At 40.4% G+C, this 26,722-nt stretch carries 21 protein-coding genes; 7 read left to right on the top strand and 14 right to left on the bottom strand.

Annotated features, from left to right (window positions below):
* Positions 1–324 precede the first annotated feature (324 nt).
* From ACED20_RS14360 to ACED20_RS14335, 6 genes are all read right to left on the bottom strand, one after another.
* Complete coding sequence (locus tag ACED20_RS14360) at positions 325–2,085, bottom strand: OstA-like protein (RefSeq protein WP_378105346.1); 1,761 nt, start codon at positions 2,083–2,085, stop codon at positions 325–327.
* Entirely contained in the window at positions 2,078–2,551 is a 474-nt protein-coding gene (locus ACED20_RS14355; protein ID WP_029294631.1) for a Fur family transcriptional regulator, read from the bottom strand. The genes ACED20_RS14360 and ACED20_RS14355 overlap by 8 nt, the downstream gene beginning before the upstream one ends.
* 67 nt (positions 2,552–2,618) lie before the next feature.
* Complete coding sequence (locus tag ACED20_RS14350) at positions 2,619–4,613, bottom strand: KUP/HAK/KT family potassium transporter (RefSeq protein ID WP_294199075.1); 1,995 nt, start codon at positions 4,611–4,613, stop codon at positions 2,619–2,621.
* Positions 4,614–4,736: 123 nt separating this feature from the next.
* Complete coding sequence (locus ACED20_RS14345; RefSeq protein ID WP_294223396.1) at positions 4,737–5,717, bottom strand: pyruvate dehydrogenase complex E1 component subunit beta; 981 nt, start codon at positions 5,715–5,717, stop codon at positions 4,737–4,739.
* A 114-nt stretch (positions 5,718–5,831) separates the two neighbouring features.
* A complete protein-coding gene (locus ACED20_RS14340; protein WP_294199202.1) occupies positions 5,832–6,248 on the bottom strand; it encodes a DUF2147 domain-containing protein in 417 nt (138 codons plus the stop codon).
* Positions 6,249–6,396: 148 nt separating this feature from the next.
* The gene (locus ACED20_RS14335) at positions 6,397–8,328 is read right to left on the bottom strand and encodes an LTA synthase family protein (protein ID WP_378105342.1); all 1,932 of its coding nucleotides are present in this window, start codon (positions 8,326–8,328) and stop codon (positions 6,397–6,399) included.
* 238 nt (positions 8,329–8,566) lie between these two features.
* Here ACED20_RS14335 and ACED20_RS14330 point away from each other — a divergent pair, with 238 nt between their 5' ends.
* From ACED20_RS14330 to ACED20_RS14310, 5 genes are all read left to right on the top strand, one after another.
* Complete coding sequence (locus tag ACED20_RS14330; protein ID WP_294223402.1) at positions 8,567–9,280, top strand: phosphatidylcholine/phosphatidylserine synthase; 714 nt, start codon at positions 8,567–8,569, stop codon at positions 9,278–9,280.
* Positions 9,281–9,379: 99 nt separating this feature from the next.
* Positions 9,380–10,144 (top strand): 3'-5' exonuclease, encoded by a 765-nt coding sequence (locus ACED20_RS14325; RefSeq protein WP_294199199.1) that lies wholly within the window; start codon positions 9,380–9,382, stop codon positions 10,142–10,144.
* Between the two features lie 3 nt (positions 10,145–10,147).
* On the top strand, positions 10,148–10,546 hold the full coding sequence (locus tag ACED20_RS14320) for a hypothetical protein (protein WP_294199198.1): 399 nt from the start codon (positions 10,148–10,150) through the stop codon (positions 10,544–10,546).
* Positions 10,547–10,944: 398 nt separating this feature from the next.
* Positions 10,945–11,550 (top strand): fumarylacetoacetate hydrolase family protein, encoded by a 606-nt coding sequence (locus ACED20_RS14315; RefSeq protein ID WP_294199197.1) that lies wholly within the window; start codon positions 10,945–10,947, stop codon positions 11,548–11,550.
* 59 nt (positions 11,551–11,609) lie between these two features.
* Positions 11,610–12,059, top strand: a complete 450-nt coding sequence (locus ACED20_RS14310) for a universal stress protein (protein WP_294223405.1) — start codon at positions 11,610–11,612, stop codon at positions 12,057–12,059.
* A 70-nt stretch (positions 12,060–12,129) separates the two neighbouring features.
* On the opposite strand, the gene ACED20_RS14305 is transcribed toward ACED20_RS14310, so the two are convergent.
* Positions 12,130–12,363 (bottom strand): hypothetical protein, encoded by a 234-nt coding sequence (locus ACED20_RS14305; protein ID WP_294199195.1) that lies wholly within the window; start codon positions 12,361–12,363, stop codon positions 12,130–12,132.
* Between the two features lie 42 nt (positions 12,364–12,405).
* Between ACED20_RS14305 and ACED20_RS14300 the strand changes: the two genes are divergently transcribed.
* Positions 12,406–13,311, top strand: a complete 906-nt coding sequence (locus tag ACED20_RS14300; protein WP_294201445.1) for a DUF6427 family protein — start codon at positions 12,406–12,408, stop codon at positions 13,309–13,311.
* Positions 13,312–13,316: 5 nt separating this feature from the next.
* The gene (locus ACED20_RS14295) at positions 13,317–13,901 is read left to right on the top strand and encodes a DUF3109 family protein (RefSeq protein WP_294223382.1); all 585 of its coding nucleotides are present in this window, start codon (positions 13,317–13,319) and stop codon (positions 13,899–13,901) included.
* 313 nt (positions 13,902–14,214) lie between these two features.
* Here the strand turns inward: ACED20_RS14295 and ACED20_RS14290 are convergent, their stop codons facing one another.
* The 7 genes from ACED20_RS14290 to ACED20_RS14260 all read right to left on the bottom strand — a co-directional run bounded on the left by ACED20_RS14290 (position 14,215) and on the right by ACED20_RS14260 (position 26,556).
* Positions 14,215–17,076 (bottom strand): M16 family metallopeptidase, encoded by a 2,862-nt coding sequence (locus tag ACED20_RS14290; RefSeq protein ID WP_378105335.1) that lies wholly within the window; start codon positions 17,074–17,076, stop codon positions 14,215–14,217.
* A gap of 357 nt (positions 17,077–17,433) precedes the next feature.
* The gene (locus tag ACED20_RS14285) at positions 17,434–18,129 is read right to left on the bottom strand and encodes a hypothetical protein (RefSeq protein ID WP_294266288.1); all 696 of its coding nucleotides are present in this window, start codon (positions 18,127–18,129) and stop codon (positions 17,434–17,436) included.
* Positions 18,130–18,240: 111 nt separating this feature from the next.
* On the bottom strand, positions 18,241–19,575 hold the full coding sequence (locus ACED20_RS14280) for a trigger factor (RefSeq protein WP_294201451.1): 1,335 nt from the start codon (positions 19,573–19,575) through the stop codon (positions 18,241–18,243).
* A gap of 244 nt (positions 19,576–19,819) precedes the next feature.
* The gene (locus ACED20_RS14275) at positions 19,820–22,279 is read right to left on the bottom strand and encodes a TonB-dependent receptor (protein ID WP_294238897.1); all 2,460 of its coding nucleotides are present in this window, start codon (positions 22,277–22,279) and stop codon (positions 19,820–19,822) included.
* A gap of 135 nt (positions 22,280–22,414) precedes the next feature.
* Entirely contained in the window at positions 22,415–22,771 is a 357-nt protein-coding gene (locus ACED20_RS14270) for a hypothetical protein (protein WP_294222835.1), read from the bottom strand.
* Between the two features lie 262 nt (positions 22,772–23,033).
* Positions 23,034–24,965, bottom strand: coding sequence for an ABC-F family ATP-binding cassette domain-containing protein (locus tag ACED20_RS14265; protein WP_294201454.1), 1,932 nt, complete (start codon positions 24,963–24,965; stop codon positions 23,034–23,036).
* Between the two features lie 436 nt (positions 24,966–25,401).
* Positions 25,402–26,556: an NUMOD4 domain-containing protein gene (locus tag ACED20_RS14260; RefSeq protein ID WP_294238899.1), complete on the bottom strand. Its 1,155-nt coding sequence runs from the start codon at positions 26,554–26,556 to the stop codon at positions 25,402–25,404.
* Positions 26,557–26,722 lie beyond the last annotated feature (166 nt).

Genomic DNA, 26,722 nt, shown 5'->3' with positions numbered 1-26,722 from the left:
TAGTTTTCGTATATTTTCTATGATAAATATATAGAAAAATTTAGATAAAAATACACATTCAGTAAAAAATATTTTATTTTTATAATGATATCCTACTTCAATTCATTAATCCATGAATATTTTCCAATCCTACAACCCTTTTGTAATAAGCTTTCCGCCTTCACTTATTTTTGAAAAATTTATGATTAAATTTTTATCATTTGAGTTAAAAAAAGTCCGTAAAGATTTATCAACACAGTATTTTTATAAAAATAATTCACCATTTCCCTTAAGAAAATGGTGAATTGATTCCTTTTTTTAACCGCTTATCCGGTGATAAACGAGCTATCTTCGGGTCCGTTTAGGCTTTTTAGCTTCTTCTTTGGCCTTTTCTTTTGCTACCGCTTCCTGTGCTTTATCGTATAAAGTATTGTCGGATTCGTATTTTATTTCTTCGTAATTTGGTGTATCGACCAAGATATCCTGCCATTTGAGGATACGGTCTTTCGTATTCCAGTTAAAGTCGGGGAATTTACGTTTTTCCGGCTCGATCATGCTCATCGGATAGGTATCCGATGCAGCACCAATGTTACACTCTACTACATACAGGAGCTTTTCCTCGAACACGGCGTCAATAATTCCACAGGAAGTCAGGGAAATTCCTACTCTTTCCTTTTCACCGGTCTGCTTGTTTTCGTCATCCGAATATGAGATTGCCTGTGCATTTCCGATTACTTTGGCTTCTTTAATATTATTGTCCGGTCCGTAATACACCGTCATCAGCTTTCCTTTTACCTGGTTGAATTCATCTTTCAGGTTCAAAGAATCTACCTTACTGATGGCAAAGGCATTTCCGATTACCTTTAACGAGTCAATGTTTTCGTTCTGGGTATTGAAATAAGCTTCCACTTTATCGCCCGTTACCTGTTTGCCGTTGCTCCAGAGAATAGGATCCGTGTACATATGAAGTATCCCATCCGTTTCGTTAAAGGCAATAGAATCTGCCCTGCCCTGGGCATTCGATTTATAGAACCTTCCTTTCCGGAAAGCTCTTAAAAAACTTTTCTTGACTTTAATATCTGCAGAATCCGGCCGCTGAAAGGAGATAATTTTTTCCGCCGCAAAATACATTGAATCTTTTTCCAGCGCTTTTACAGCATACGGATTTTTAGTCATCATGGCAGAATCTTTCTTCTCAAAAATTTCTCCGTAACCGCCTTTGATCCATCTTCTTTCATTAGGATCATCGAGGGTTACGTTTCCTGTGGCTTTTCCGAAACCGGTCAGCTGGTTATAGTACATTTCATCGCCGGTAAGGATCTTGTCATTATAATAAACCCTGGAGTTCTTATAAAGAAAAGCCTCCTTTGTGTTCGTATTATAGTTCCCTTTGTCGGTAACGATACGGTTCTTCGGATTTTTTTTATTGATAATGGTTGTAGGACCATTAATATTCACGATGTTGGTGTTCTGGTTCTGCACTACATTGTCACCTTCCAACGTATACTGATTGTCTTCAATTTTCACTCTTCCGGTAAGATCAATTGTTCTCGTTGCCAGATAGTAGGTTCCTGATTTTGAATAAGTCGTGCTTTTACCATCATTAATGGTTCCTCCGGTATTGTAATAGGCCTGATTTGAAATCCTGTCATAATACATGGTTTCAGTTTTGATGACAGTTCCTTTCGGATCGGTAAGCACAACATTTTTCCGGGCAATCCCTTTCTGTGTGTTTCCGTCATATTCCATTTCGTCGGCCGTAATTACGGAGCCGTCGGCATTCTGAAGCTTCACGTTTCCGATAGCCTTGATGAAATTCTGCTCTTCGTAAACAATCACAAGATCCGCATTCAGCAGAGAACCCTGATGGGAAAACTGCACGTTTCCTACAAAGTAATTATTGCCCTCGTATTTATCGTCCTTGCGCAATTCATCGGAATGAATATGCTTCACTTTTTCTGCAGGGGCTGCATTTTTCTGAGGCGTTGCAGGGGTAAAATAAGGGTCTTTCTGGAATGGCTTCGGCTGTTCCTGTGAAAAGACAAACGACGAAATAAAGACCGATATAAGAAATACCAGCTTTAGCGGAAATGATAGATTAGTCATTCTTAGTGCCATAAAAATACAGCGAATGGGAATCAATTTTTACGCCGAATGCTTCTTCAATAGCTTCTTTGATTCCCTGGATTCTAGGATCGCAGAATTCGATGATTTCTTCAATTTCCTTGTCGGAATCTTTTTTATAGATCACCAGGTGATCATGCTGTTTATCAAAATAAGATTTCTCATAAGATGAGGACGTCAGCGTTTTTTCCCCGAACTGGTGCTTACGGATCAGTCCCGCATCCAGGAAGATCTCAATGGTATTGTAAATGGTTGCCTTGGAAACATGGTATTTTTTCTGCAGCATCAACAGGTACAGATCATCCACATTGAAGTGATGATCCATACTGTAAATTTCTTCTAATATTGTATATCTTTCCGGCGTGTTCCTAAAACCTTTTTCCAGTAAATAGTTTCTTAAAACGTCCTTTATAAGTGCGATATTTTTTTCTTTCTGTATCGTATCCATCAAAAAATTTATCTACAAATTTATTGATTTTTATTTAAATACTTATGGTCTGCCGGTGTTAAAGAATTTAACTGTTATGACGGATAAAATCGCACTGCTGGATTTTCGAACTTCCCACACAATCTTCCGTGATAGGCGCGGACTCCACCACTACATTGTGTGAAGTTACCCCCCAGGCCTTGAAGTCATCACTGCCTATGTATTTAACAAAATTATAGATATTTAAGATAATCTTCTCTTTTACGGTAAGAAGAATATCGTTGATATAGGTATTGTCTATGATTACATATTTCAGATCCGGCGGAATATTGTGAGCTCTTAACGACGGGTGGCTGCTTCGTGAAGGAATTGTTCCGTCTGCCATCAGATCTCTTAAAACCATATCGAAATAGTCGTTGATCCTTCTGTCGATCTTAAATCCGAGCATGAAATTAATCTTATAGATGGTTCCGGGAAGAACTTCGTCCACTACATATTTGAAAGTATATGGATCTTCCTGGTTGACAATATTCAGGATAAAATAATGATCGGCCCTTTTCGGCTGTTTCTTGATAATGGAATAGATGATCTTTGATTCGATCTCGTCATTTCTTTTAGCGCGGCTCAGATAAGCCAGGTTTGTCGCGTATTTAGGAATGGTTTCATCCAGCTTCATATCTTTAATGATCGGAATATATTTATCCAGCTTTATAAACTTAATGAATTTCGTCTTAATAAGCCTTCCGTTGTACCATGCGTACATGCAAACTCCGATAGAACCTGCCAACACAACGGTAATCCAGCCTCCTTCAAGGAATTTGATGACATTTGCACTGAAGAAACCTAATTCAATGGCCATATAGACTAAAGCAAATACCAGAATGAAAAGCTTGTTTACCCTGCGCTTCAACAGCCAGTACACCAAAAGTACGGTAGTCATCAGCATCGTTACGGTGATGGATAATCCGTACGCTGCTTCCATTTTCCCGGATTCCTTGAAATGCAATACTACGATGATGCAGAACAATAACAGCCCCCAGTTGATTCTAGGAATATACATCTGCCCTTTTACTCCGGACGGATAATCGATCTTCTGGTTCGGCCATAAGTTCAGGGACATCGCTTCGGAAAAGATGGTGAAAGATCCTGTAATCAAAGCCTGGCTTGCGATAATCGCCGCTGCCGTTGCCATAATTACTCCCGGAACCACCATCCATTCTTCCATAATACCGAAGAAAGGATTTACGGCTGAGAAACCGGGTTTATTATAATTAGTCAGTAACCACGCACCCTGTCCTAAATAATTCAGGATCAGCATTATTTTAACAAATCCCCAGCTTACCCTGATGTTTTTTGCCCCGCAATGTCCCAGATCGGAATAAAGAGCTTCTGCCCCTGTCGTACAAAGGAAAACCGCACCTAAAATAACGATGGCACTCGGAGAATGGGCAATCAGTTTATAGGCATAATAAGGGTTGAAAGATCTTAGAATCTCCATATTTTCACTTAGATGCGACAGTCCCAAACCTCCCAGCACGAGAAACCAGATGACCATAACCGGCCCGAAGAATTTCCCGATAAAGCTCGTTCCGAACTGCTGTACTACAAAGATTACAATTAAGATACCGATGGTAATAGGCACTACCGGCGTATGCGGATTGTATATTTCGAGACCTTCGATGGCCGACATTACCGTAAGAGAGGGGGTTATTACACCGTCCGCGATCAGGGCTGCCGCGCCGATGATCGCGATCAGGTACAGCCAGCCTTTTTTAAGGTTTTTTACAAGGGAAAACAAAGCCAGGATTCCGCCTTCGCCTTTGTTGTCCGCTCTCAATGCGATAATCACATACTTGATAGTGGTCTGAAGTGTAAGAGTCCAGATGATACAGGAAAGCGCCCCTTCGATATATTCATTGAAAGGCATCGTACTTCCGCTCTCTCTGGCGTTTACAATAGCTTTCATTACGTAAAGCGGTGAAGTACCGATATCTCCGAAAACGATTCCGAGAGAAACTAAGATTCCAATGAAAGAAAGCTTTTTAATGTCAAAGTGATGACCGCTTTCTGCAACGTCTGCCATACCAGCTAATTTAATTTTTAAAAGCGCAAATTTAAGTGAAATTTACAACCCTACGAATTTTTCTTCATGAATATAATAAATGAAAAAACTTCCTTTCGGAAGTTTTTCTCTATAATCGTTTTGTTACTTAACGTACATTGCTTTTTTAATTTCCTCTTTCACTTTTTCAAGCTTAGGGAACCAATCTGCGAATAAGGCAGAAGAATAAGGTGCAGGTGCATCAGGGGTTGTAATTCTCTTGATCGGAGCATCCAGATAATCGAATGCTTTCTGCTGAACCATATATGTAATTTCAGACGCTACGGATCCGAATGGCCATGCCTCTTCAAGAATTACCAGTCTGTTGGTCTTTTTAACGGACGCCAGAACAGTTTCATAATCCAAAGGACGAACGGTTCTAAGATCAATTACTTCTACGGAAATCCCTTCTTTCGCCATGTCTTCGGCAGCCTGGATCGCCAGTTTCATTATTTTTCCGAAAGAAACCAACGTTACATCGGTACCTTCTCTCTTGATATCGGCCTTTCCGATTGGTAAGTAATATTCTTCTTCAGGAATTTCCATCTTGTCTCCGTACATCTGCTCGGATTCCATGAAAATCACCGGATCGTTATCCTGAATGGCTGTTTTTAATAACCCTTTCGCATCATAAGGGTTTGAAGGAACCACTACTTTAAGCCCGGGAATATTGGCGAACCAGTTTTCAAAAGCCTGGGAATGGGTCGCGCCCAACTGTCCTGCAGAAGCGGTAGGACCACGGAATACGATCGGACAGTTCCACTGGCCTCCGCTCATCTGGCGGATCTTCGCTGCGTTATTGATAATCTGGTCGATCCCCACCAAAGAGAAATTGAAGGTCATATACTCTACAATTGGTCTGTTTCCATTCATCGCGGCACCTACAGCAATCCCTGTAAAACCAAGCTCGGCGATCGGAGTATCGATTACTCTTTCAGGACCAAATTCATCAAGCATTCCTTTTGAAGCTTTATATGCACCGTTGTATTCTGCAACTTCCTCCCCCATTAAAAAGATGGATTCGTCTTTACGCATTTCCTCGCTCATTGCCTGTGCAATTACCTCACGAAAAGTATATTCTGCCATATTTATTTGAAAAATTTAGAGTACAAAAGTAATGTTTTTTTATTATTTACATAACAAAAACGACATTTCATTTGATGAAATGCCGCGTATTACTTGTAATTAATCCTGATCAGGTTAATTCACTTTCTGCCAGGTCTGCGTTCTTCCAAAAGCGGAGATCCCCAGATACCCTCTTACATTCAGCTTATCGCCTTCCCTTTTGATGGTACATTTGTAAGTTTTACCGGTTTTCGGATCCGTAATCGTCCCGCCGGTAAATTCGTTGCCTTCTTTTTTCAGCCCTCTTATGATCTCCAGTCCGAGGATCGGCTTATTTTTACGGTCGTCCTTGCATTCCGTACAGTTCGGATTGGCGGGCTTGATCAGCAATTGGGATACTTTTCCGTAATACTGGTCTCCTTTTTTATAGATTTCTACAATAGACTTCGCCTGCTTTGTTTCATCATCTATAGTTTTCCATTTTCCTTCAATCTGTGCAAAGGTCATGACACCAAACAATGACAGGGCGAAGGTTAACAATAATTTTTTCATATTCTTATCTTTTAATTCTAGTACAGTTTTTCGATTCTATATATTGCTAAAAATATAAATTAATTTCAAAACGGCAAAAAAATTTATTATACAAAGCATATATTACAAAGGATATTCCAAAAAATCATGAAAATAACTATTATTTGATTTAATGTAACTTTCTGTTGATCACCCGGTCCATATAATCCTGATACCAGGCTTTTGCGACTTTTTCGCCCCGTGCAAATTCATCATTTCCTTTAAGCTGCGAGATCAGGTTTTTTTCCAGTCCGAGGTCATCTTTACTGAAAATGCCTACAACCTGCTTCCCGTCGAAACGGTAAATATAATTCCCGATGATAAACTGCTCAACGGTTCCGTCCGAATTGGCAATGATCGGCGGATATTGTTTTTCACTGACCAGGCTCCTGCCCCAGCTTCTGATTTTTTTGTTGTAACCGATTAAATCTGCCAGTGTAGGATAAATATCGATCTGCTGGGCCAGTTCCTGATTCACCCCTTTTAAATGGTATTCCGGATTTGGAGAATACAGGATCAATGGAACGGCAAACCGGTTCATCGCTTTTTCATATTCAGGATAATACATTTCGTTGGTATGGTCGCCTGTAAATACAAAGATCGTATTATGGTACCAGGGTTGTTTTTTGGCCGTTTCAAAATACTTCCTGACAGCATAATCCATATATTCGATCGGTTCGTGCATCACGATTTTTCCTTTTTTAAATTTTCCCTGATATTTTTCAGGGATTTTAAAAGGATGATGCGAGGAAGCGGTAAACACGGTTGCCATAAACGGCTGTTTTTTGCCTACATTTTTAGCAAAGTATTGTAGAAACGGTTCATCCCAGATCGCCCAGATCCCGTCGAAATCCTGGTCGTTGTTGTATTCTGTCTTGCCGAAATAATGCTGAAAACCCAGGATATTCCCGAAGCCGAGGAAGCCCATGGAACCGTTCGGAGCCCCGTGGTAGAAAGAGGTATCGTAGCCCATATCGTTGCAGACTGAAACAATCGACTGTATCTTCTGGTTGGAATACGGCGAGCTGGTAAAGGCATCGGTAAGGCTCGGAATCCCGGCAAGCACGGAGCTCATCCCGTGGATCGACTGCCGTCCGTTGGCAAAGGTATTCGGAAAAATAAGGCTTTCGTTGGCCAGACTGTCGATAAACGGCGTATAAGAAACGTAATCTTTTATTTTTTTATCTTTATTAAAAGCCCCGGAATATTCCCTTCCAAAGGATTCCACGATAAAGATGACGATATTGGGTTTATCCACCACATTCCGATCGTACAATTTATATGGATGTATGTTTTCATCGATAAATTTCTGATCGACGAAATGAACTTCTTTAAAATTATTGGTATTTAAAGTCCTTAAAAAGGAGAACGTACTGTTTAAAACGACATTTCCCTGGGCAGGCAGCTTTACAAAGCGGTTGGCATCCACCAGGTTAATCGGTCTTGTGCTGTGTTTGAAATCGCCCCGGATCCCGCCGACTGCCAGAACTGCCGTAGTGCAAAGCACAAGAACCGACCAGATGAAGTACGGAACCAGCTTTACGGGTTTTTGTTCCTTGACTTTTACCTTTTTATAAAGGAAAATCCACAATGCCATCAGCATCATAAACCACAGCAGAATGAAAGGATTCTGGATGATGGAAGCCATAAATACCCTAAACATATTGTTCTCATGCTTGGCTACCTGAATCGCCGCGGACGTCAAACGCATCTGCGAGAATTTAAAGTAAACGAAATCCCCGAAATTCATAGCATAGGCAATACCGTTGGTGATAAAATACAGCCAGAACAGGAATTTCTGATATCCTTTTCTTGTATTCACGACAATCGGAATAAGACTTAATAAGATAAACAGCGCATTTACGTACAGAATAGCCGTGGTATCAAATGCAATCCCATGATAGGCCAGGCTGAAATATTCTGACACAGAATCTATTTTGATCAGCCCCCGGTTGAAAAACCAGAACAGGAATCTTGCGATCTGGTAGAAAAAATAGGCCAGAAAGATCCTGTACAAAAGCACCAGAACCTCCTGTTTTCTAAATTCTTTAAACAATTTCATGCCGCAAATTTACAAATTAATATAGCAGTTTATTAATGTAACAGTGGAACAATAGAATAGTGTAGCAATAAAAACAATGAAACAGTATACCACAGCAAATTAATAATTGAAATTCCCGGCTTGAAGTTATAATAAACAATTAATCATCGTTAAATTATTTTTTGAATATTCTCACTACATCGATACATTGTTACACTGTTAAATTGTTACATTAATAAATTGTTTTAATTTTGTGACTATGAATTTTATTAAAAATAATCTGGCCAACGCCATTACGCTGGGAAATCTGTTTTCAGGATGTGTAGGCGCCATCCACCTTATTCTGGGCGATTATCAGACGACGGCAATCTGCATTATATTCTCCCTGGTCCTGGATTTTTTTGACGGTTTCGTGGCAAGGGCACTGAAGGCAAATTCCAATCTGGGAACACAGCTGGATTCGCTTGCGGATATGGTAAGCTTCGGGCTGGTGCCGGGACTGACGATGTTTAAAATTCTTGAACCGTTCGGAACTGATCTTTTAGGTCTGTCATTACCTTTTGAAATTAAATATTTCGGATTATTAATTACATTATTCTCATGTTTAAGGCTGGCTATTTTCAATCTGGATGAAGATCAGAAATATTATTTTAAAGGCCTGAACACGCCAAGCAATACGATTTTAATTTTCGGGCTGTATTATGCTTTCAGAGAAAATCAAAGTTTTTCTTTCTTGATGAACAGCGAAATACTGTTAATCACCACCACCCTGTTTTCATCCTGGCTTTTGATTTCCCCTATTAAAATGATTGCAATGAAATTTAAATCGAAAAAGCTTCAGGACAATTACCCGAAAGTGGCTCTATTGGCAGGAGCCGTCCTTATTCTGCTTATTTTTAAAACGCTCGGAATCCCGATGGTGATTCTTTATTACATCTTCATTTCAATGATCTTTCAGAAACAGTTAAAGTGATGAGTAAGATGGAAGTTTCCGTGTCAAATTCATATTCTAACATTATAAAATAAACATAGGCGCGAAAGCAATCAGCCAACCGCTAAAAGCAATTTAAAAATGAACTTAAAATTACATAAACCGCTTTGTATTTTTGATCTTGAAACCACAGGAACCAATATCGGCAAAGACCGTATTGTTGAAATCTGTATTTTAAAAGTAAATCCCGATGCTTCAAGGGAGAGCAAGACCTGGAGGGTGAATCCGGAAGTGCCGATCCCGAAAGAGTGCAGCGAGATCCATGGAATTTATGATGAAGACATCAAAGATGCACCGACCTTTAAAGAAATCGCCTCCAAAGTGATGGAAATGATTTCGGGAGCAGACCTGGGCGGCTTCAACTCGAACCGTTTTGATGTTCCTTTGCTGGCCGAAGAACTGCTGCGCGTAGGAATGGATTTTGACCTGAGTAAATTTAAACTGGTGGATGCCCAGACGATTTTCCATAAGAAAGAACCGAGAAACCTGGGTGCTGCTTACCAGTTCTACTGTGGAAAGACTCTGGAAAATGCACATTCTGCGGAGGCCGATGTACTGGCTACTTTTGAAGTACTGGACGCGCAGATCGGAAAATACGACGATATCCCGAATGAAATTGCCCAGCTAAGCGAGTTTACCTTCCATAATAAAAATGCCGATCTGGCAGGGTTTATCGGATATTCCGACAAAGGTGAGGAGATCTTCAATTTCGGAAAATATAAGGGACAGGGCGTAAAAGCAGTCTTTAAGAAAGATCTTGGGTATTACGGATGGCTTCAGAATGCCGATTTCCCGCTGTACACCAAGAAGGTGTTCACAAAAATTCAGTTGTCGAGTAAATTTTAGAACATGAGCGAACTGGTAAAATTCAAATTCTATGAAACGGCGCTTCAGGCGAACCGGGACAAACAGATCCTGGCGGAAAGCGGCATCAACAGCTTTATTGCGAACGAGCAGCTGATACAGTCGGATTGGCTGCTGTCTCAGGCCGTGGGCGGGATTCAGCTTCAGGTGTTTGAAGAAGACCTTGAAAAAGCCCATCAGGCTTTGCTGGACTACAAGGAAAATGAAGAGTTTCCGCTGGAAGTGGAACATACGATTGAAAACCCTCCGTTTGATTTTGTATGCCCGAAATGCGGCTCCAACCATATTTACCGGGACGACAGCGCCACGAGCTTTTTCGGGATTTCGATCCTGACAAGCCATAAGTTTGTGTGCTATTACTGCGGGAATGAGTTTATGCATTAAAGAGGAACATAAGGCCGGTCCGGAAAAATATTTTGAAAGAGGGGAAAGATATTTCAGTGGAATTGTAAGATAAGCAATGATCGATCAGCCGGATTCATTTTGATACATGCCTCCTTCTCCTAGCCCTGATTGCAGTGGCATCCTTTTGTGAAGCGCAGCGGAGCAAAAGATATAGCGGAAAGCAGGAAAAAGCTCCTAAAAAAACAACCAGGAAACCGGAAGTTGCGCTGAGAGCAAAGTAAATCGGAAGCAGAAACCTGATAGCTGGAAGAATGATGCTGGAAGCTGGAAGTTTTTATCAAAACGATGACCATAAGTTTGAAATAACAAATGATTTGTTTGTTATCTTGCTAAGGTTATCATTGGATTTAATTAAAAAAATAGTATAAAAATAAATTATGAAAATCATCTGCATAGGACGAAATTACAGCGAGCACGCCAAAGAGCTGGGCAATGAAATCCCGGAAAGACCGGTAATTTTTATGAAACCGGACACCGCCGTACTGAAAGGAAATGATTTTTATATCCCTGAATTTTCAGACGATGTGCATTATGAGCTGGAAGTCGTGGTGAAAATTTCAAAAGGCGGAAAATATATCCAAAAGGAAACGGCAGCCAAACATTACGAAGAGATCGGCCTGGGTATCGACTTTACGGCAAGGGATCTCCAGAGCGAACTGAAATCCAAAGGGTTGCCATGGGAACTGGCCAAGGGCTTTGACGGATCGGCTGTCGTAGGGAATTTCTTCAAAAAAGAGAATTTCAATCTCGGATCTCTGGGATTTTCGTTACTAAAAAATAAAGAAAAGGTTCAGGATGGCAATACGAAAGACATGATGTTTACCATCGACGATATTATTGCGTTTGTTTCCCAATATTTTACGCTGCGGGTAGGGGACCTTATCTTTACCGGTACTCCGAAAGGTGTAGGAAAAGTGGAAGAGAATGACATTCTTGAGGCCTATCTCGAGGATAAAAAAGTTCTTGACATCCGCATTTTGTAAGCCTTTTTATGGGCCGTTTGGCATAATTTTCCTATCTTTAATATACAAAATTAGAGATCATGGTAAATATAGTATTACCCGTAGATTTTGGGGAAAAGACCGATCAGCTGTTAGAGGGCGCTGTACGATTTGCAAAGCAGATCAACGGCAGGATTTATCTTATTCACGTGGCACCTTCCGACATCGGTTTTGCCATCGGCGATATGGGCTTCCAGTATTTTCCGGAAGTGGAGGAAAACGAAATCCGTGAAGAGCTGGTACAGCTGAACAAACTTCAGCAAAAGATCCTGGCCGGCGGCGTGGATTGCGAGCATATCCTGAAACAGGGTTTGGCAAAAGACATCATCCTTGAGCACGCCAGGGATAAGAAAGCCGATTTCATTGTCATGGGATCGCATGGAAGGAGTGGCATCTATGACGTTTTCGTAGGAAGCTTAACCAAGGGAATCACGAAAGATTCGGATATCCCCGTGCTGGTACTGCCTATCCATGAGAAAAGTGAACATTAAATTTTAACCGCTAATAAAAAAGCCGATCAGATATAAAATCCGATCGGCTTTTTACTATATAACCAATTAATTAACCTTCGTTTTTGTAGATCGTAGGATCGTAGTAAGGATGCTTGCCTTCCGTTGGAGAATAGTAGTCTTTATCTTTATTGTTCCCTAAAGTGGATACCAAAACATAGCACCAGTAGGTGAACATTATACAGCAGACGATAAACAGAACCCAGTTCAGAACGTTACCGAAAGTATCAAAGAAACCGAAAGACCATTTGAAAACTTTGCTTAAGAATAGAAAGAAAGACGTCATTATTTTCCTTTTTTAAATTAACTTTGTACAAATTTATAAAAAATGTTTAAATTACTTTCAAAAGAAAGCAATATTTTTTCAATCCCTGTGTACATCGGGTTTCTTCTTTTAATCGTAATAACTTTTAATTTATTGAATTTCAACACTTATGAGGCCATTATTGCCGGGATTACTTTTTTAGGAATTGCTTTGGGATATTTCTGTTTCCACAGCATTGCCCTGAATTACCAGACGCACCTGCCTCTTTTTCTGTATACATTTTTTATTTCCGGTCTTTACCCGGGACATTTAGATATCGGGATTGCCGTCTCACTGCTTACGAATTCTTTCCTGCTGCTTCTGCTTACGAGTACCAATGAAGATATCAGGAAAAGATCTTATGTACTGGTCGGATCAATTGTGGCATTAAACTTTATTTTCCTACCAACCACGTGGCCGATGGCAGTTTTTGTGATTATCCATGTTATTGCCACTTCGGAGCGGATCGGACTGAACATCTTCAGGTTCCTGCTGGGTATTATGCTGATCGTCTTCAGCTATTTCTCCGTGATGTTCTTCTTTGACTTTACCCAATGGAATATCGATTATTTCCCGTTTGGCAAGCTGAAGCCGGCCGAAGATTACAAAGAACTGATCCCACTGATTCCCGTTATGCTGATGCTGATCTACGCGATCTATGACCACTTCCGGAATTACAATAAAAAGAGCCCGATCAGCCGCTACAAATATACATTCCTGCTGGTATTCTCCGTGGCACAGCTGATCACGATTGTGCTTTATATGAATAAAAGCTACGAATATCTGCTGCTTCTCGCCTTTCCTTCGACGATTATCATCAGCCGGATGCTGAGGTTTCTGCCGAAGTACTGGATGCAGGAAGTAAGCTTATGGTTGATAATTTTCAGCTTAACCGGTTTTAAAGCCGGAACTTATTTTAATTTATTTTAAAGATTATGATTCAGATTGACGATAAATTGATCTCCGAGGATATTTTTTCCGAAGAGTTTGTTTGCAACCTTTCAAAATGCAAAGGCGCATGTTGTGTGGAAGGAGATGTAGGTGCTCCTTTAGATAAAAGTGAGCTGGAAATTTTAGATAATATTTTTGATAAAATCAAACCTTATCTTACCCAGGAAGGCATCAAATCCATCGAACAGATCGGTACCTGGACCACCGACCCGACGGACGGCATGTACGTAACCCCGATGGTAGACAACCGGGAGTGTGCCTACGTAACTTTCGATGAAAACGGAATTACGAAATGCGGTATTGAAAAAGCGTATGAAGACGGCGCCATAGACTGGCAAAAACCGATTTCCTGCCACCTCTACCCGATCCGTGTCACGGAATATTCCACATTTAAGGCCTTGAATTACGATGTATGGAAAATCTGCAGCGATGCCTGTGCACTTGGCAAAGAACTCCAGGTTCCCGTTTATAAATTCCTGAAAACCCCGCTGATCCGCAAATACGGAGAAGATTTTTACGATACACTGAGCGAAGTGGCTGAGGAGTGGAAGAAGGAATATGGAGGATAGTTGTGTCTGAGGTTTTTTGGGGTTTGAGAGTGTTAGGGCCGGAGGATTTTTGTGTTTTATAAGTCTGTTCGTTTTTTATTACGCAGGTCATGAAGATTTCGCAGATTTTTTTGTTAATGAGAAATATTAAAAAAATCAACGCCAATTTTACGTTCGGGGATGTACGATCTCTTATAAGCGAAACAGCTCTGTGAACCTTATACAATACACCTTATTCTTTGGGAACGTTGCGTTCCCAGAATTCAGAAAATAAACAAAACCGTCCCATAAAATTCACGGGACGGTTTCTTTTGAAATTTATATCGAATATCAATTAATTCGCTGCTCCGGTTTTTGTAACCGCTGTATCTGTTTTTGTTTCCTGCTTCTTGGCATTTTCCCATCCGTCTTCCGGCATTAAGGTCGCTACGATCCTGCTTTTGGTAAGATATTTTTTGGCTACCTCCTGAAGGTCTTTCACCGTTAGAGCCTGTACCTTTTCTTTATAATTAAGGATTTCGTACTTATCGGTACCGTCGAACTGGTTTTTGGTAAGATTGCTCATCCAGAACATATTGTCTTTGATCTGGGTATTGTAATCATTCATTTCCCCTTCTTTGTATTTGTCCAGGTCTTTCTGCTCCGGGCCTTTGTCGATTAATTTCTGAAGTTCCGCGATCGCACTTTTCGTAAGTTTATCCACATTTTCCGGTCCGCAAGGGAAATTGATGCTGAAACTGTAGTTTCCGAAAGGCACTTTGTACATTCCCCCTCTGGCACCGCCGCCATAAATTCCGCTCTCGTCTTCTCTCAGTTTTTCAATTACTTTGATGGTAGCCACTTCGCCAAGGGCTTCCATAGCCAGGGCTTCTTTCTCATTAAAAGGGGCTTCTCCGCTGTAGGAAATGGTCACCATGCTTTTAGGGTCTTTTCCTTTTTTGTAAACCTTTGTATAATCACCGGTCATCTGCCTGTATCCGGTATCCCTGAAATTAGTAGTTTTTCCTGTGGACGGAAGGCTTGCGACATACTGCAGCACTTCGTCCTTCAGCTTGGCTTCATCGATGTTTCCGATAAAGTAGAAATGGAAGTTTCCGGCGTTGGCAAATTTCTCTTTATAAATATCATACGCTTTTTTATAATCCGTATTCGCCCATTCTTTTTCGGTTGGAATAACCCCGATGAACCTTGGGTTTTTCTGGTTCATGAACTTGGCATGCTCGCTGGAGAAATAAAACTGCGGATTTGAAAGCAGATTGTCCAGCATTGCCGACTGCTTTGTTTTATAAGCATTAAAGGCATCCTGATTGTAGTTCAGTCCGGTAAAATAAGCATACATCAGCTCCATAGCCGTACTGAAATCTTTCTGGTTGGTTCTCCCTGAAATCCCTTCGTAATAAGGCCCTATCATGGCGTTTACATTTGCCTGCTTTCCTGCGAGGTAATTGGTAAGGTCGGCTTTTGTGAAACCGTTTACTCCTGCTTCGGATAATGCCGGAAAGGCAAACTGTGTTGTATTGAAATCCGCATCATTGATCAGGGAACTTCCTCCCATACTTCTCGCGGAGAATACGATTTCGTCGTCTTTAAAGTCTGTTTTCTTAAATGTAACTTTCGCTCCGTTGCTTAGGGTCCATGTTGTTGTTCCCAATTTCGCATCCGTTTCGGTTTTGGCTATTTTCCCTTCCGATTTGAATGGCTTTACCAGGTTTTTGATGGAAGCTTTTTCCTGATACGGTTTAAGATCAGCCATTTTCACGGCGTCAAAAGTATTCATGACCATGGCTTCAGTCGGCATCTGGATATTGTCTTTTTTAGGACCGGTAATTACCACTACCCTGCTGTCGTCTTTTACGAACTTTTTAATAATTTCGTTGGTCTGCGCCAGCGTTACGGACGGAAGGAATTTTTTGGTATCTTCATATTCCCAGGCAATTCCCGGCATTGGCTCATGTTCGAGGAAATTTCTTACATATTCATCTACCAGATCATCGCTTTCCGTTTTATCCCGGTTGTTGTAGGTTCTTTCGATATTGGAGATGACCTGCGCTTTAGCGCGATCCAGTTCCGTCTGGGTAAATCCGAATCTTTTTGCTCTTTCGACTTCCTCTAAAAGAACCTTCAGGGCACTCAGCTGGTTTCCTTCTTTTACCATTGCAAATCCCTGAAACGCTTCTTTGCTTCTGGCATAAGTTCCGCCATGATAAACCGACCCGTACGTAAACGGAGGATTATTGGAATTAACAAGCTCTCTAAGCCTGTTGTTGAGCATGGTAGAGGTAAGCTGTTCTATTAAGCTCTGATTATACTGCTCTACGGTAACATCAGGCTGATAAGCGTCTGCATCTTTCATGATGAACTGTACCATAGAATTGGTTGCATCAGGATCCGTTTCAACAGCTACGAGGGTTTCCTTATGATTCGGAAGATCAAATGTTTTTCTTTCTTTCGGTTTTGAAGGATTTTTGTATTTACCGAAATTATCCTTGATTTTCTTTTCTACTTCATCCACATTGATGTCTCCTACCACAACAATGGCCATCAGGTCCGGTCTGTACCAGTCTTTGTGGAACTGTCTGATCACATCAGGGCTGAAGTTCTCCAGCACTTCTTTTTTACCGATCGGCAGCCTGTTGGCATACTGGGAATTGTACAACAACTTCGGAAGGTATTTATCCGACATTCTTTTATCCGCTCCCAGACCGAGCCTGAGCTCTTCCAGCACGACTCCTCTTTCCTTATTGATCTGTTCATCGGAAAGGGTAGCGTTAAATGCCCAGTCTTCCATCACTTTAAGCCCGGCATCCAGATTTCCCGGCTTATCCAGCGGAACCGGCAGCATATACACTGTTTCATCGAAACTGGTGTACGCATTTAAGTGCTGCCCGAATTTTACACCGATCGACTGCAGGAAATCCACCAGTTTGTTGTCGGGGAAATTTTTGGTACCGTTGAAATTCATGTGTTCCATGAAGTGGGCCAGCCCGCGCTGGTTTTCATCTTCGAGAATGGATCCGGCATTGATGGCCAGACGGAAATCCACCTTTTTTTCGGGTAATGTGTTTTTCTTAACATAGTACTTCATTCCATTAGGAAGCGTACCGGTTTTTACAGAAGCATCCATAGGAATATTCTGAGCAGAAACACCTGCAGACATCAGAACGACTAGGGCAAGTGACGAAAACATTTTTTTCATTGCTTGTTTTTTTGATTATTAATTTTATGGGGTCAAAAATACCATTTATTCACATAACTATGAAATGCACATTATATTATTTAAAGTTAAATTTTCGTAAATTTTCGTTAAAATTGAATCCATGATACAAACAAAACAATAAAAACAAGGATAAAAATTAAAAATTTAATACCTGAAAATCTGACTGTTTTTTCAAGACAGATAACAAAAGTTTTGATATCAAGTAGGATATATTTCAACGTTAACCCCAAAGCAGAATCAGGTTGAGGATTGGGTAAAGAAAGCCGGAATTTTCATATTTAATGCCCATAAAAAAAGCCGGGAAATACCGGCCGTAATATGCAAATAATTGATTTTTTATTTAAAATCCGCATCCGTTACACCTGAATTAAGGGTAACCTTTATTGTTTTGATCGTCACCTTCTGTCCGTTACCTTCCGCCTGGATTTCCTGAGGAAATTTTATTCCGTCTATTGTCATATAGCTTTTGATTGTAGCGTTTCCTTCTTTTCCTAACGTTTTGTAGAGTAATCCGGTAGCTGCATCAAAGTAAAATTTACCTTTGTCGGAATTCAGAACATTATAGTCTTTACCGTCCAGCTTCTCAGTGGTAACAGAGGAATAATTGGCCGCATCGTAAGCCAAAGCATCAATGGCTTTTCCTTTTTTGAGCTCTGCCACTTTGTTCGCAGGAATTTCATTTTTCTGTCCCATTTGCTGGAAATAGCCTTTTTCTCCGTCAAAAAGCTGGGATGCAGCCACCTGTCCCATAAAAGTCTGTTCGGATTTGTATTTATTTCCCATTTTCTTAACCGTCATTCCAATCTCACCCGGCATGGCAGCACCGGTAATGGTATTTTCAATAATGACGGTACGTACGGATTCCAATTTATCTTTTCCGCCCAAAGCCTTCAGATAATTATCTATTACTTCTTTCGGAGTAAGTTTCGATTGTACTGCTTCCGTCTTGGCGGCAGCAGTATTGGCAGTTTGTGCCGCGACTGTAGTAGAGAAAAGCACTACGCAGAAAAACGGAACGATGATCTTTTTCATAAATTAAGTTTAGATGGTAAATATATGAATATCGGGTGACTTTAAGCAGAACATTACCCATAAAAAAACCACCGCTGATGCAGTGGTTTCCAAATATTTATAATACAATAATTATTTTTTAAGCTCTTCTAAAAACTCGTCGTGAGAAATAGCTGTTTCTTTTTTAGTCGCTTTTTCAAGGATAACATCCTTAAGTTTTGCCATCGCTACTTCAGAAGAAATCTGTCTTACCTGCTCCTGATCTTTCAGCATTTCCACTGCATATTTCTGGATTTCTTCATCTCCTAAATGGTGGATTCCGTAGATTGCCAGCTGGTTTCTGACCAATTGTTCAGCCTGCGCCAATACGTCTGCGTAATCCAACTGAATTTCATTTTCCGTCATCAGTTTTCCTTCGATGATCTGGTATTTCAGCTGGTTTTTCTCAGATTCAAGGATTTCTTTAGCCTGTTCTGCAGACTGGATGTTCTGGTTGGAGAACATTAACCATTTTACCAGGAATTCTTCAGGAAGCTTTACTTCTTCTTTTTCAGAAACCTGCTCCAATACTTTATTCACGAAGTGAACATCGGCATTCTGCTGGAAGTATTCGTCCAATTCGGATTTCACTTTTTCTTTAAGCTCTTCCTCAGATTTGATGTTTCCTTCCCCGTATACTTTGTCGAATAAATCCTGGTTAAGCTCAGCTAAGTTAAGACCGTAAAAATCTTTTACTTTCACTTCCACTTCATTGTGGTGAAGGTGCTCCACTTCTTCTTTGGAGAATCCAAGTTCTTTAGCCAGCTCTTCGTTTTCCGCAAGGGTTTCTTTGGAAACCTTTACCGATCCGTCCATCTTAAGGGACTTTACCAATTTGAAAGCTTCTTTGTTTTCAGCAGTAATGGTAACGTTCTTCGGCTGGTGGTGGTGCTCTCCTTCAGCGCCTTCTTCCACAACCTGGGAAACTTCTAACGCGATGTAAGAGTCTTTATTGATTTTGTCTTGAGGAGCCTGCTCTGCGAAACGCTTCTGCATGTTCTCAATACTTTTGTTGATTTCTTTTTCGGAAGCCTCCACTTTATAGTGAGGTGCTTCATATTTAGATAAATCGATACTGAATTCCGGCTCAAATCCAACTTCGAAAGCAACTTCCAACTGATCTGCATTGTAATCGAACTGGTTTACCGGCTGCGGTACAGGCTGGCCTACCAGTCTTAGTTTGTTCTCATTTACGTAGTTGTTTAAAGCATCAGAAACCTGCTTGTTGATTTCTTCAAAAGCAATACCTGCTTCATATTGTTTTCTAACCATACTCAAAGGCACTTTTCCTTTTCTGAAACCAGGAACCTGTGCATTTTTAGCATAATTAATCAACTGTTTCTCAACTTTTTCCTTATAGTCAGATTTTTCCAATGTCACTGTAAGCAATGCACTTACATCATCATGGTTTTTTGCAGTAACCTTCATTATTGATTAAAATTTTAGGTTGCAAAAATATGAAAATTTTATGAAAATAAGTCATTTCAAATAAATTATTAAGCATCAAATATTTATCCCGAAACAGATGTGTTGATTTTCCCGGCAGATATTTGAAATCACCGGAATTCATTTATTCCGGATCTCAGAGAAATGTTTTTCTGATCAGCGTTTATTAAAAAAGATCAGCCTTACGACTGATCTTTCCATATGCTTTACCGTACTGCAGACGATATTAGAAATTTTTAACCAGTTTTATACTGATATTTCTTCCCATATTATAAACTCCCAGATGTCCGTTAGGAGATGCCGAATACTGTTCAAAATATTTTAAACGGCTCAGGTGATCCTGATAAGCAGTATCAAAAATATTATTAGCCAGAATATAAATATCGAAAAGATTCTTACCATTCTTATTATTCAGCGAAGTTCCCGCTCCGAAATTGATAAGAGTATATCCGGGAGTTCTGGTCTCCGTATTGTCGTAACTGTAAACCCTGTTCTGGGCAGCTGTGTACTGTAGCTGAAGTTTTACAAAGGCTTTTTCAAATATACCGGAATTTTCGCCCAGCTCATAACGCAGTTCGGAAATGTATCTGAACGGAGGCATCAACGGAACATATTTCGTCGCATCTGTTCTTTCGGCACCCGTAAAACTTTTATTATCTCCGTAAATTAAAGAAGCTGAGTTTTCAAAATGCAATCTTTTTACAATATGGAGATCCAGATTTGCTTCCAGGCCATAAAGCAATACTTTGCCCTGCTGAAATTTGTAGGTAGGATATTCCTGGCCGCCGCTTACGCTCAAAGAATCGGCCCCTGAAGCAGATAAAAGTCTTGAGTTATAAATATAATTATCTATACTGTTAACAAAAAAACTGGCTCCGGCATTAACAACCCTTGAAGTGTAAATTGCACCCACGTCCGCCTGATTGCTGAATTCCGGCTTAAATTGATCATTCCCGATCTGATAGAAACCGGTTCCCGGATGTACTCCGTTTGCTGAAATTTCAGAAATATTCGGTGCACGGTATCCACGGGCAAGGTTAGCCTTTACCGTAAAGTTCTTATTGACTGCATAGCTTGCTCCCACGCTTCCTGTAACTCCGTCGAAAGAAGTGGAATACTGAAGAAACGGCTGATCTGCCCCGTCACGGTCTGCCCCATACACCGGCATATCGAATCCGCTTACGGGATTCGGTTTAATATAAAGGGCATCATTACGGAACCTCCTGTAATCGTAACGGATTCCCCCACTCAGGCTCAGTTTGTCGAAATCTTTTTTAATGGTTATAAAACTCCCCAGATCGAACTGATTATAAGAAGGGATCACAAATTCGGTTCCCTGGGTTACATCGTTGGTCTGGTACATTCCGTTAGCACCGATTGCGACTACCCACCGGTCTATTTCCGGCAGAAAATATTTCACGTCATAGTTAAAGGTATTAAGCCGGAGATATAAACCCGGTGTATCCTGATAAGGTATTTCCGGATGGCTGTATTCTCTACGCAGGCTTCGCTGAAAAGCAAAATTGGCGTCCAGTCTGCTGCTTCCGAAGAAAAAACTGTTTTTGAGGAATGCCCTGTAATGCTGAACACGTTGATGAATTACGTTGATTTTATAGGAATTGAGTTCTCCATTGCTGACAATCGGCCTGTAATCATCAAGCTCCGTAATCTGTTTGGTAAACTGTCTTGAAAGGGAATCTCTGGATCCGTCCGGAATTTCCTGCAGGTCGTCGTACATGGAAAGATTCAGGTGGCTATATCCCCATTTTTTATGGATCCCGAAAAAAGCATTGGCAGCAGTTTCGTTAAAACCCGTATTAAAAACCCTTCCGTCTATGCTGTTTTTATAATCCTTTGCAAGCTTTTTAGAAAATCTTGCCCCGTACTCGAAACCGTTTTTATTTCCGGAAAGAAACAATGAACCACCAAACATCCCGTTATTGGTCTGATATTCCGTAGTGGCAGATCCTGATAATATTTTGCCAGGAGTTCCTGCAGGCGAAGGAATAAGGTTTACTACTCCGGCCAGAGCATCGGAACCATACATAAGGCTCGCAGGCCCTTTGATGACCTCTACCCTGTCTATCCCGTAATCATCCACTTCAATTCCGTGCTCATCGCCCCACTGCTGGCCTTCCTGGCGGATGCCATCGTATAAGGTAAGGATCCGGTTGAAGCCCAATCCACGGATATAGGGTTTGGAAATATTTGGCCCCGTAGTTACTGCACTTACACCGGGAGTTTTAGCAATGGCATCTATAATATTGGTCGAAAGATTGGTTGTAAGATACTCTTTATTAATGCTTACGATAGGCAGCGGTGATTTTTTGATCTGTGTTGCTTTGGAAGATCCGGTAATGACAACTTCTGCAATTTCCGTTGCGCTTTTATCCAGTTCAAAATCGGCATGGGTCTGCCCGTTGATCGTAACAGTCTGAGACACGGTTTTATATCCCGGCTGGCTTACCTGTACTTCATATGATGCAGCAGGCAGATTCTGAAACTCATAGTTTCCGGAGGCGTCTGTCTGGGAAGAGACATGCAGGTCGGTAATGGTAATACGGGCTTTTGACAATAACGTATGATTGCCGACGTCTGTTACTTTGCCGGAAAGAGAATTTTGCGACTTTACGGAGTGAATTCCGGCAAGTATAAGAAAGAAGATGAAATATGCTTTCAGATTCATTTTTTAATTTTTTGATTATGAATAATGTAATAGGAGATATCTTCCTGAAACATAGGTTCCCGAAGATTAAAGTAAATCAAAAAGACCTGACTCTAAAGGAAGCCAGAGCGGTTATGATAACTGATTTTGTAAAAATTAAGAAATGGCAGGCGGCCCCCGCAGCTGAAAGGTAAATTTGGTCTGAGACCATATTTTTTCCTGAACAACAATACGCTGTTTTACCTCGTGGGTAAAATTTTCAAAGGATAAATTCAATTCTTCAGGAACTAAAGTATGTCCTGTCGCTAAGAAATGACAGGCCAGACAGTCGGCCGCTTTTTCCTGTGTCGCATTCTTGGTCAATATATTTTCTGATTTTTTAAAGCTGAAATTTTTGAAAACCTCCTCCGAACTGTGGCTGTGGAAGTTTTGGGAAAACAGCGCAAGAAAGTAGATCCCAAACAGCAATTTGGAAATGAAATTCTTCAGATTTCTACTTTCTTTAAAAATCATGTTTCAAAATTATAAAAATATTTTAAAATCAGGATTAAAGTTTTCTTAAAATACCTCAATTAGGCAGAAATGATGATGCTACAAAAGCACTGTACCTTCCTAAATGCCATTCGTCATTTCTTCATCTATTGAAAACTTCAATCCATATCCGGGTTGGCATTGACTATTCAGAATGTACGATTTCCCGCACGGCAGGAACCGAAACATTGTATTTAGATAACCAACTGGAGAGATTTGCCGTTAAATTCCCTCAGAAAAAAAATCAATCCAGCTGAGTTCCTAAGTACTCCCATTCCTGCAGAGCCACTTCCAGCTCTTCTTTGGTCTGGCTGTATTTTTCCAATGTTTCCTCAGAGGGATTTTCTTTGGCAAAAGAAGCCTCGAATTCTTCTACTTTTAATTCAAGCTCCGAAATTTTTTCTTCGACTTTCTTTATTTTATTCTGGATATTTTTATGCTCTTTACTGATAATCGTTGCCGGCTGACCGCTGTTGGCCGCTGGTTTTTCTTCCGTTTTTTTCACGTCAGCCTTAGGAACATCATTATGAAGCTTTGCCTTTTCAGCCGAGATTTCACGAATTGATTCTTTTTGTCTGAATTCCAGATATTCGTTGATATCGCCTAAGAATTCTTTCATCTTTCCGTCGCGGAATTCGTAGATTTTGTCACAAAGTCCCTGCAGGAACTCCCGGTCGTGCGAAATGACGATCAGAGTACCTTCAAACTTCTGCAAGGCCAGCTTGATGATTTCCTTGGACTGGATGTCAAGGTGGTTCGTAGGTTCGTCCATAATCAGGGTATTGAAAGGACGCAATAGTAATTTACAAAGTGCCAGACGGTTTCTTTCTCCTCCGGAAAGCACTTTTGTTTTTTTATTCACCGCTTCTCCCTGGAAAAGGAAAGAACCTAAAAGGTCACGGACTCTCGGTCTCGTTTCTTCCGTTGCGGCATCTTCTGCTTCTTCCTGTACGGTTTTATTCGGAGTTAAAACTTCCTCCTGGTTCTGGGCAAAGTATCCGATATTTACATTATGGCCCAGGTTCCAACTTCCGGAATAGTCTTTAATATCCCCTGCTAAAATTTTAGCCAGTGTTGTTTTCCCCTGTCCGTTCTGACCCAGCAAGGCAATCCGGTCACCCCGCTGAACAATGAAATCCACATCGTCAAAGATCTGCTTTTCGCCGTATGCTTTTCCTAAATTCTCAGCTTCAAAGATTACTTTCCCAGGAACAACAGACTGTACGAAACGGATATTGAATTTGGAAACGTCTTCATTGTCTACTTCGATGCGCTCGATTTTATCCAGTTTTTTGATCAATGACTGGGCAAAAGAAGCTTTGGTAGCACTGGCACGGAATTTATTGATGTTGTCTTCCATCTGCTTGATCTCAGCATCCTGATTCTTTTTAGCCTGGATCAGTTTCTCACGGCGGTCCTCACGCATGATGAGGTATTTGGAATAGTTGGCTTTGTAATCGTCTACTTTTCGGTTATTCACATCAAAAGTACGGTTGCAGACTGCGGTCATGAACTGCTTGTCGTGGCTTACCAGAACAATCGCTCCGGGATAGTCTTTCAGGAAGTTTTCCAGCCAGATGATGGATTCCATATCCAGGTGGTTTGTAGGCTCATCGAGAAGCATAAGGTCGTTTTTCTGAAGCAGTAGCTTGGCCAGTTCAATCCTCATTCTCCAGCCTCCGGAAAATTCATCGGTGATCTTCTGGAAATCATCGGCTTTAAATCCTAATCCGAAAAGAACTTTCTCCACGTCACCTTCCAGGTTATAGGCATCATGATGCATCAGGAGATCGTTAAGCTCGGTCATTTTATTGATCAGATCCGTGTAAGAATCACTTTCATAATCGGTTCTTACCGTCATCTGATGATTGACTTCCTCCAGTTCTTCTTTCCATGCATTGATCTGCTCAAAGGCCTGCATCGCTTCTGCCCATACGGTTCTTCCTTTAACGAAATCGAGATCCTGCTTCAGGAAACCGATGGTAATGTTTCCTTCGGGAACCACGTTTCCTTCATAGAAGGTAATTTCTCCGGAAAGCATTTTCAGCAAAGTGGATTTTCCCGCTCCGTTTTTACCGACCAAACCGATTTTATCATCTTTTTTGATTGTAAAATTTACGTTTTGAAACAGATAGTTTCCCGAATGATGTAATCCTAAACCTTGAACCGAAAGCATGTGTTAAATAATGATTAATGTGAATAATGAATTTTCGGGTGCAAAAATACGGAAAATAAAGCAATTTAAGCCAAACAAAAAGAGCCACTTAAAAAATGGCTCAAGGGGGGAAAACTTATACATATTTATAAGTTGAATAAGGCAAAATTCGGTAAAACAGAGAAAATGTGGTATGGTAGAAATGACTAAATTTCCGATTAGGTATTTCTACGGATAAAGGAAATTTTTAGTTACAACAATAATTCGACATTCATAAGCCAATAACAGCAATCTTAATACGTTTACAGCCCTGCGAAGAAATCAGGGGCTTATTAGTTATAAAGTCCTGAAAAACCTGCTGCTGTATCCTGCAGGCTTTGATTAATTTAGATAGAAAAATTAAAGCACACCTTTTAATCTGATAAAAATTCAATCGATTCTCAATAGTTCAGTTCGGTTACTTTTTTTTATTTAGATGATGGGTAGGGGAACATAGTTCCAGATTTGCAATATCAATATTCCATAGAGGCTCATTTTTATTAATGATAACAATCGAACGGTCATTGAGATCGAATTTTTTAACAAAACAGTAATAAAGATATTTGTTCAGTCTTATCTGGACCCGTTTGCATTTATGACTTAGGTTGGCATACAGATAGCACTTGCTATTAAAATTATCCACAAAAAGAGAAATGATGTTTTCTCTGAAAAGAGTTTTGTTTTTATTTTCAGTCCATGTATCCAGCCGCTTTATTCTTCCTTTATTGGATATGGCAAAATATCCTTCAAGATTAGGAATTGGTTTCCATATTTCGCCGGGAATATCTTCCAGCGATAAATTCAGGCAGGCTGGAGGGTTGTTATGATCAACGGGCGGTTCTCCGATCTTTTTCCACAGGCTTATATTAAATGCTTTTTTTGATCTACTTTTTTCGTCCGGTATAAAATCTTTTTTCGTGGGTATATCATCTTTTGCAAACCACCGGAATGTTCCGGCGGTAGTTCTTTTTTTGTTGATAACAGCGAGTATATGTACATGGTGAATCCCCAAAATCTCACTTGCGGCATAGATATTTTCATAACTGGCGACAAAACCGCCATCAACGGTATATTGGCTCACGGCCTGCCAATAATTCCCCTTTTTTCCTCTTCCTGTATTGAGTACTTTATTACGAAGCTCGATAGCTGTTATCTTCCCAAGATTACTATAATGCACATTGAAACGATTTTCATCTTTAAATGATACACGATAGGAGTGATCATCCATATCAAATTTTTCAACAAAATGATAATAAACCAAACGGGCTGTTGATCTTCCATATACTTTTCCATCGAGACAGAGATTACATCTTACACTATAGAAATGAGCCTTTAAATGCTTATTAAAATATCTGAAAACTTGCGGCTTGATAATCCTATCCAATATTTTCTGTTCTCCATGGATGGGAAGCGGGACCATTCGTTCCAGGCTTTTCACCCGTCCGTAATTGGAAATGGCATAATTCTCAAATCCTTCAATAAGCTCCCACCGCTCATCCTGAAGATCTTCTAAGGAAAAATTGGAAAGGACGGTATCGATATACTTATCTCCTAGTTCTGTAGGCAGCTTCATAATTTGAAATATTTTTTCTGATTGTTTTTTTAATTTGTATCCCAATAAAAATGATAAGACAAAAATATACATTTGCCATTAAAATCATCTACACCTTTTAGGTTAGCCCTTTATCCTGGTTTCTGCTTCGCGCTTAAGTTAATCTGGCCATACCCAATAAATAAAA

Origin of the sequence: Chryseobacterium sp. sg2396 (genome assembly GCF_042610505.1) — a bacterium.
GTDB lineage: Bacteria > Bacteroidota > Bacteroidia > Flavobacteriales > Weeksellaceae > Chryseobacterium.
The sequence above is the reverse complement of the archived record's forward strand: the minus strand, read 5'-3'. Positions and strand labels throughout refer to the sequence as shown.

Excerpts from the sequence above, each read along its gene's own strand:
- ACED20_RS14360 (WP_378105346.1), bottom strand. The coding sequence starts at position 2,085 with ATGACTAATCTATCATTTCCGCTAAAGCTGGTATTTCTTATATCGGTC.
- ACED20_RS14355 (WP_029294631.1), bottom strand. The coding sequence starts at position 2,551 with ATGGATACGATACAGAAAGAAAAAAATATCGCACTTATAAAGGACGTT.
- ACED20_RS14350 (WP_294199075.1), bottom strand. The coding sequence starts at position 4,613 with ATGGCAGACGTTGCAGAAAGCGGTCATCACTTTGACATTAAAAAGCTT.
- ACED20_RS14345 (WP_294223396.1), bottom strand. The coding sequence starts at position 5,717 with ATGGCAGAATATACTTTTCGTGAGGTAATTGCACAGGCAATGAGCGAG.
- ACED20_RS14340 (WP_294199202.1), bottom strand. The coding sequence starts at position 6,248 with ATGAAAAAATTATTGTTAACCTTCGCCCTGTCATTGTTTGGTGTCATG.
- ACED20_RS14335 (WP_378105342.1), bottom strand. The coding sequence starts at position 8,328 with ATGAAATTGTTTAAAGAATTTAGAAAACAGGAGGTTCTGGTGCTTTTG.
- ACED20_RS14330 (WP_294223402.1), top strand. The coding sequence starts at position 8,567 with ATGAATTTTATTAAAAATAATCTGGCCAACGCCATTACGCTGGGAAAT.
- ACED20_RS14325 (WP_294199199.1), top strand. The coding sequence starts at position 9,380 with ATGAACTTAAAATTACATAAACCGCTTTGTATTTTTGATCTTGAAACC.
- ACED20_RS14320 (WP_294199198.1), top strand. The coding sequence starts at position 10,148 with ATGAGCGAACTGGTAAAATTCAAATTCTATGAAACGGCGCTTCAGGCG.
- ACED20_RS14315 (WP_294199197.1), top strand. The coding sequence starts at position 10,945 with ATGAAAATCATCTGCATAGGACGAAATTACAGCGAGCACGCCAAAGAG.
- ACED20_RS14310 (WP_294223405.1), top strand. The coding sequence starts at position 11,610 with ATGGTAAATATAGTATTACCCGTAGATTTTGGGGAAAAGACCGATCAG.
- ACED20_RS14305 (WP_294199195.1), bottom strand. The coding sequence starts at position 12,363 with ATGACGTCTTTCTTTCTATTCTTAAGCAAAGTTTTCAAATGGTCTTTC.
- ACED20_RS14300 (WP_294201445.1), top strand. The coding sequence starts at position 12,406 with ATGTTTAAATTACTTTCAAAAGAAAGCAATATTTTTTCAATCCCTGTG.
- ACED20_RS14295 (WP_294223382.1), top strand. The coding sequence starts at position 13,317 with ATGATTCAGATTGACGATAAATTGATCTCCGAGGATATTTTTTCCGAA.
- ACED20_RS14290 (WP_378105335.1), bottom strand. The coding sequence starts at position 17,076 with ATGAAAAAAATGTTTTCGTCACTTGCCCTAGTCGTTCTGATGTCTGCA.
- ACED20_RS14285 (WP_294266288.1), bottom strand. The coding sequence starts at position 18,129 with ATGAAAAAGATCATCGTTCCGTTTTTCTGCGTAGTGCTTTTCTCTACT.
- ACED20_RS14280 (WP_294201451.1), bottom strand. The coding sequence starts at position 19,575 with ATGAAGGTTACTGCAAAAAACCATGATGATGTAAGTGCATTGCTTACA.
- ACED20_RS14275 (WP_294238897.1), bottom strand. The coding sequence starts at position 22,279 with ATGAATCTGAAAGCATATTTCATCTTCTTTCTTATACTTGCCGGAATT.
- ACED20_RS14270 (WP_294222835.1), bottom strand. The coding sequence starts at position 22,771 with ATGATTTTTAAAGAAAGTAGAAATCTGAAGAATTTCATTTCCAAATTG.
- ACED20_RS14265 (WP_294201454.1), bottom strand. The coding sequence starts at position 24,965 with ATGCTTTCGGTTCAAGGTTTAGGATTACATCATTCGGGAAACTATCTG.
- ACED20_RS14260 (WP_294238899.1), bottom strand. The coding sequence starts at position 26,556 with ATGAAGCTGCCTACAGAACTAGGAGATAAGTATATCGATACCGTCCTT.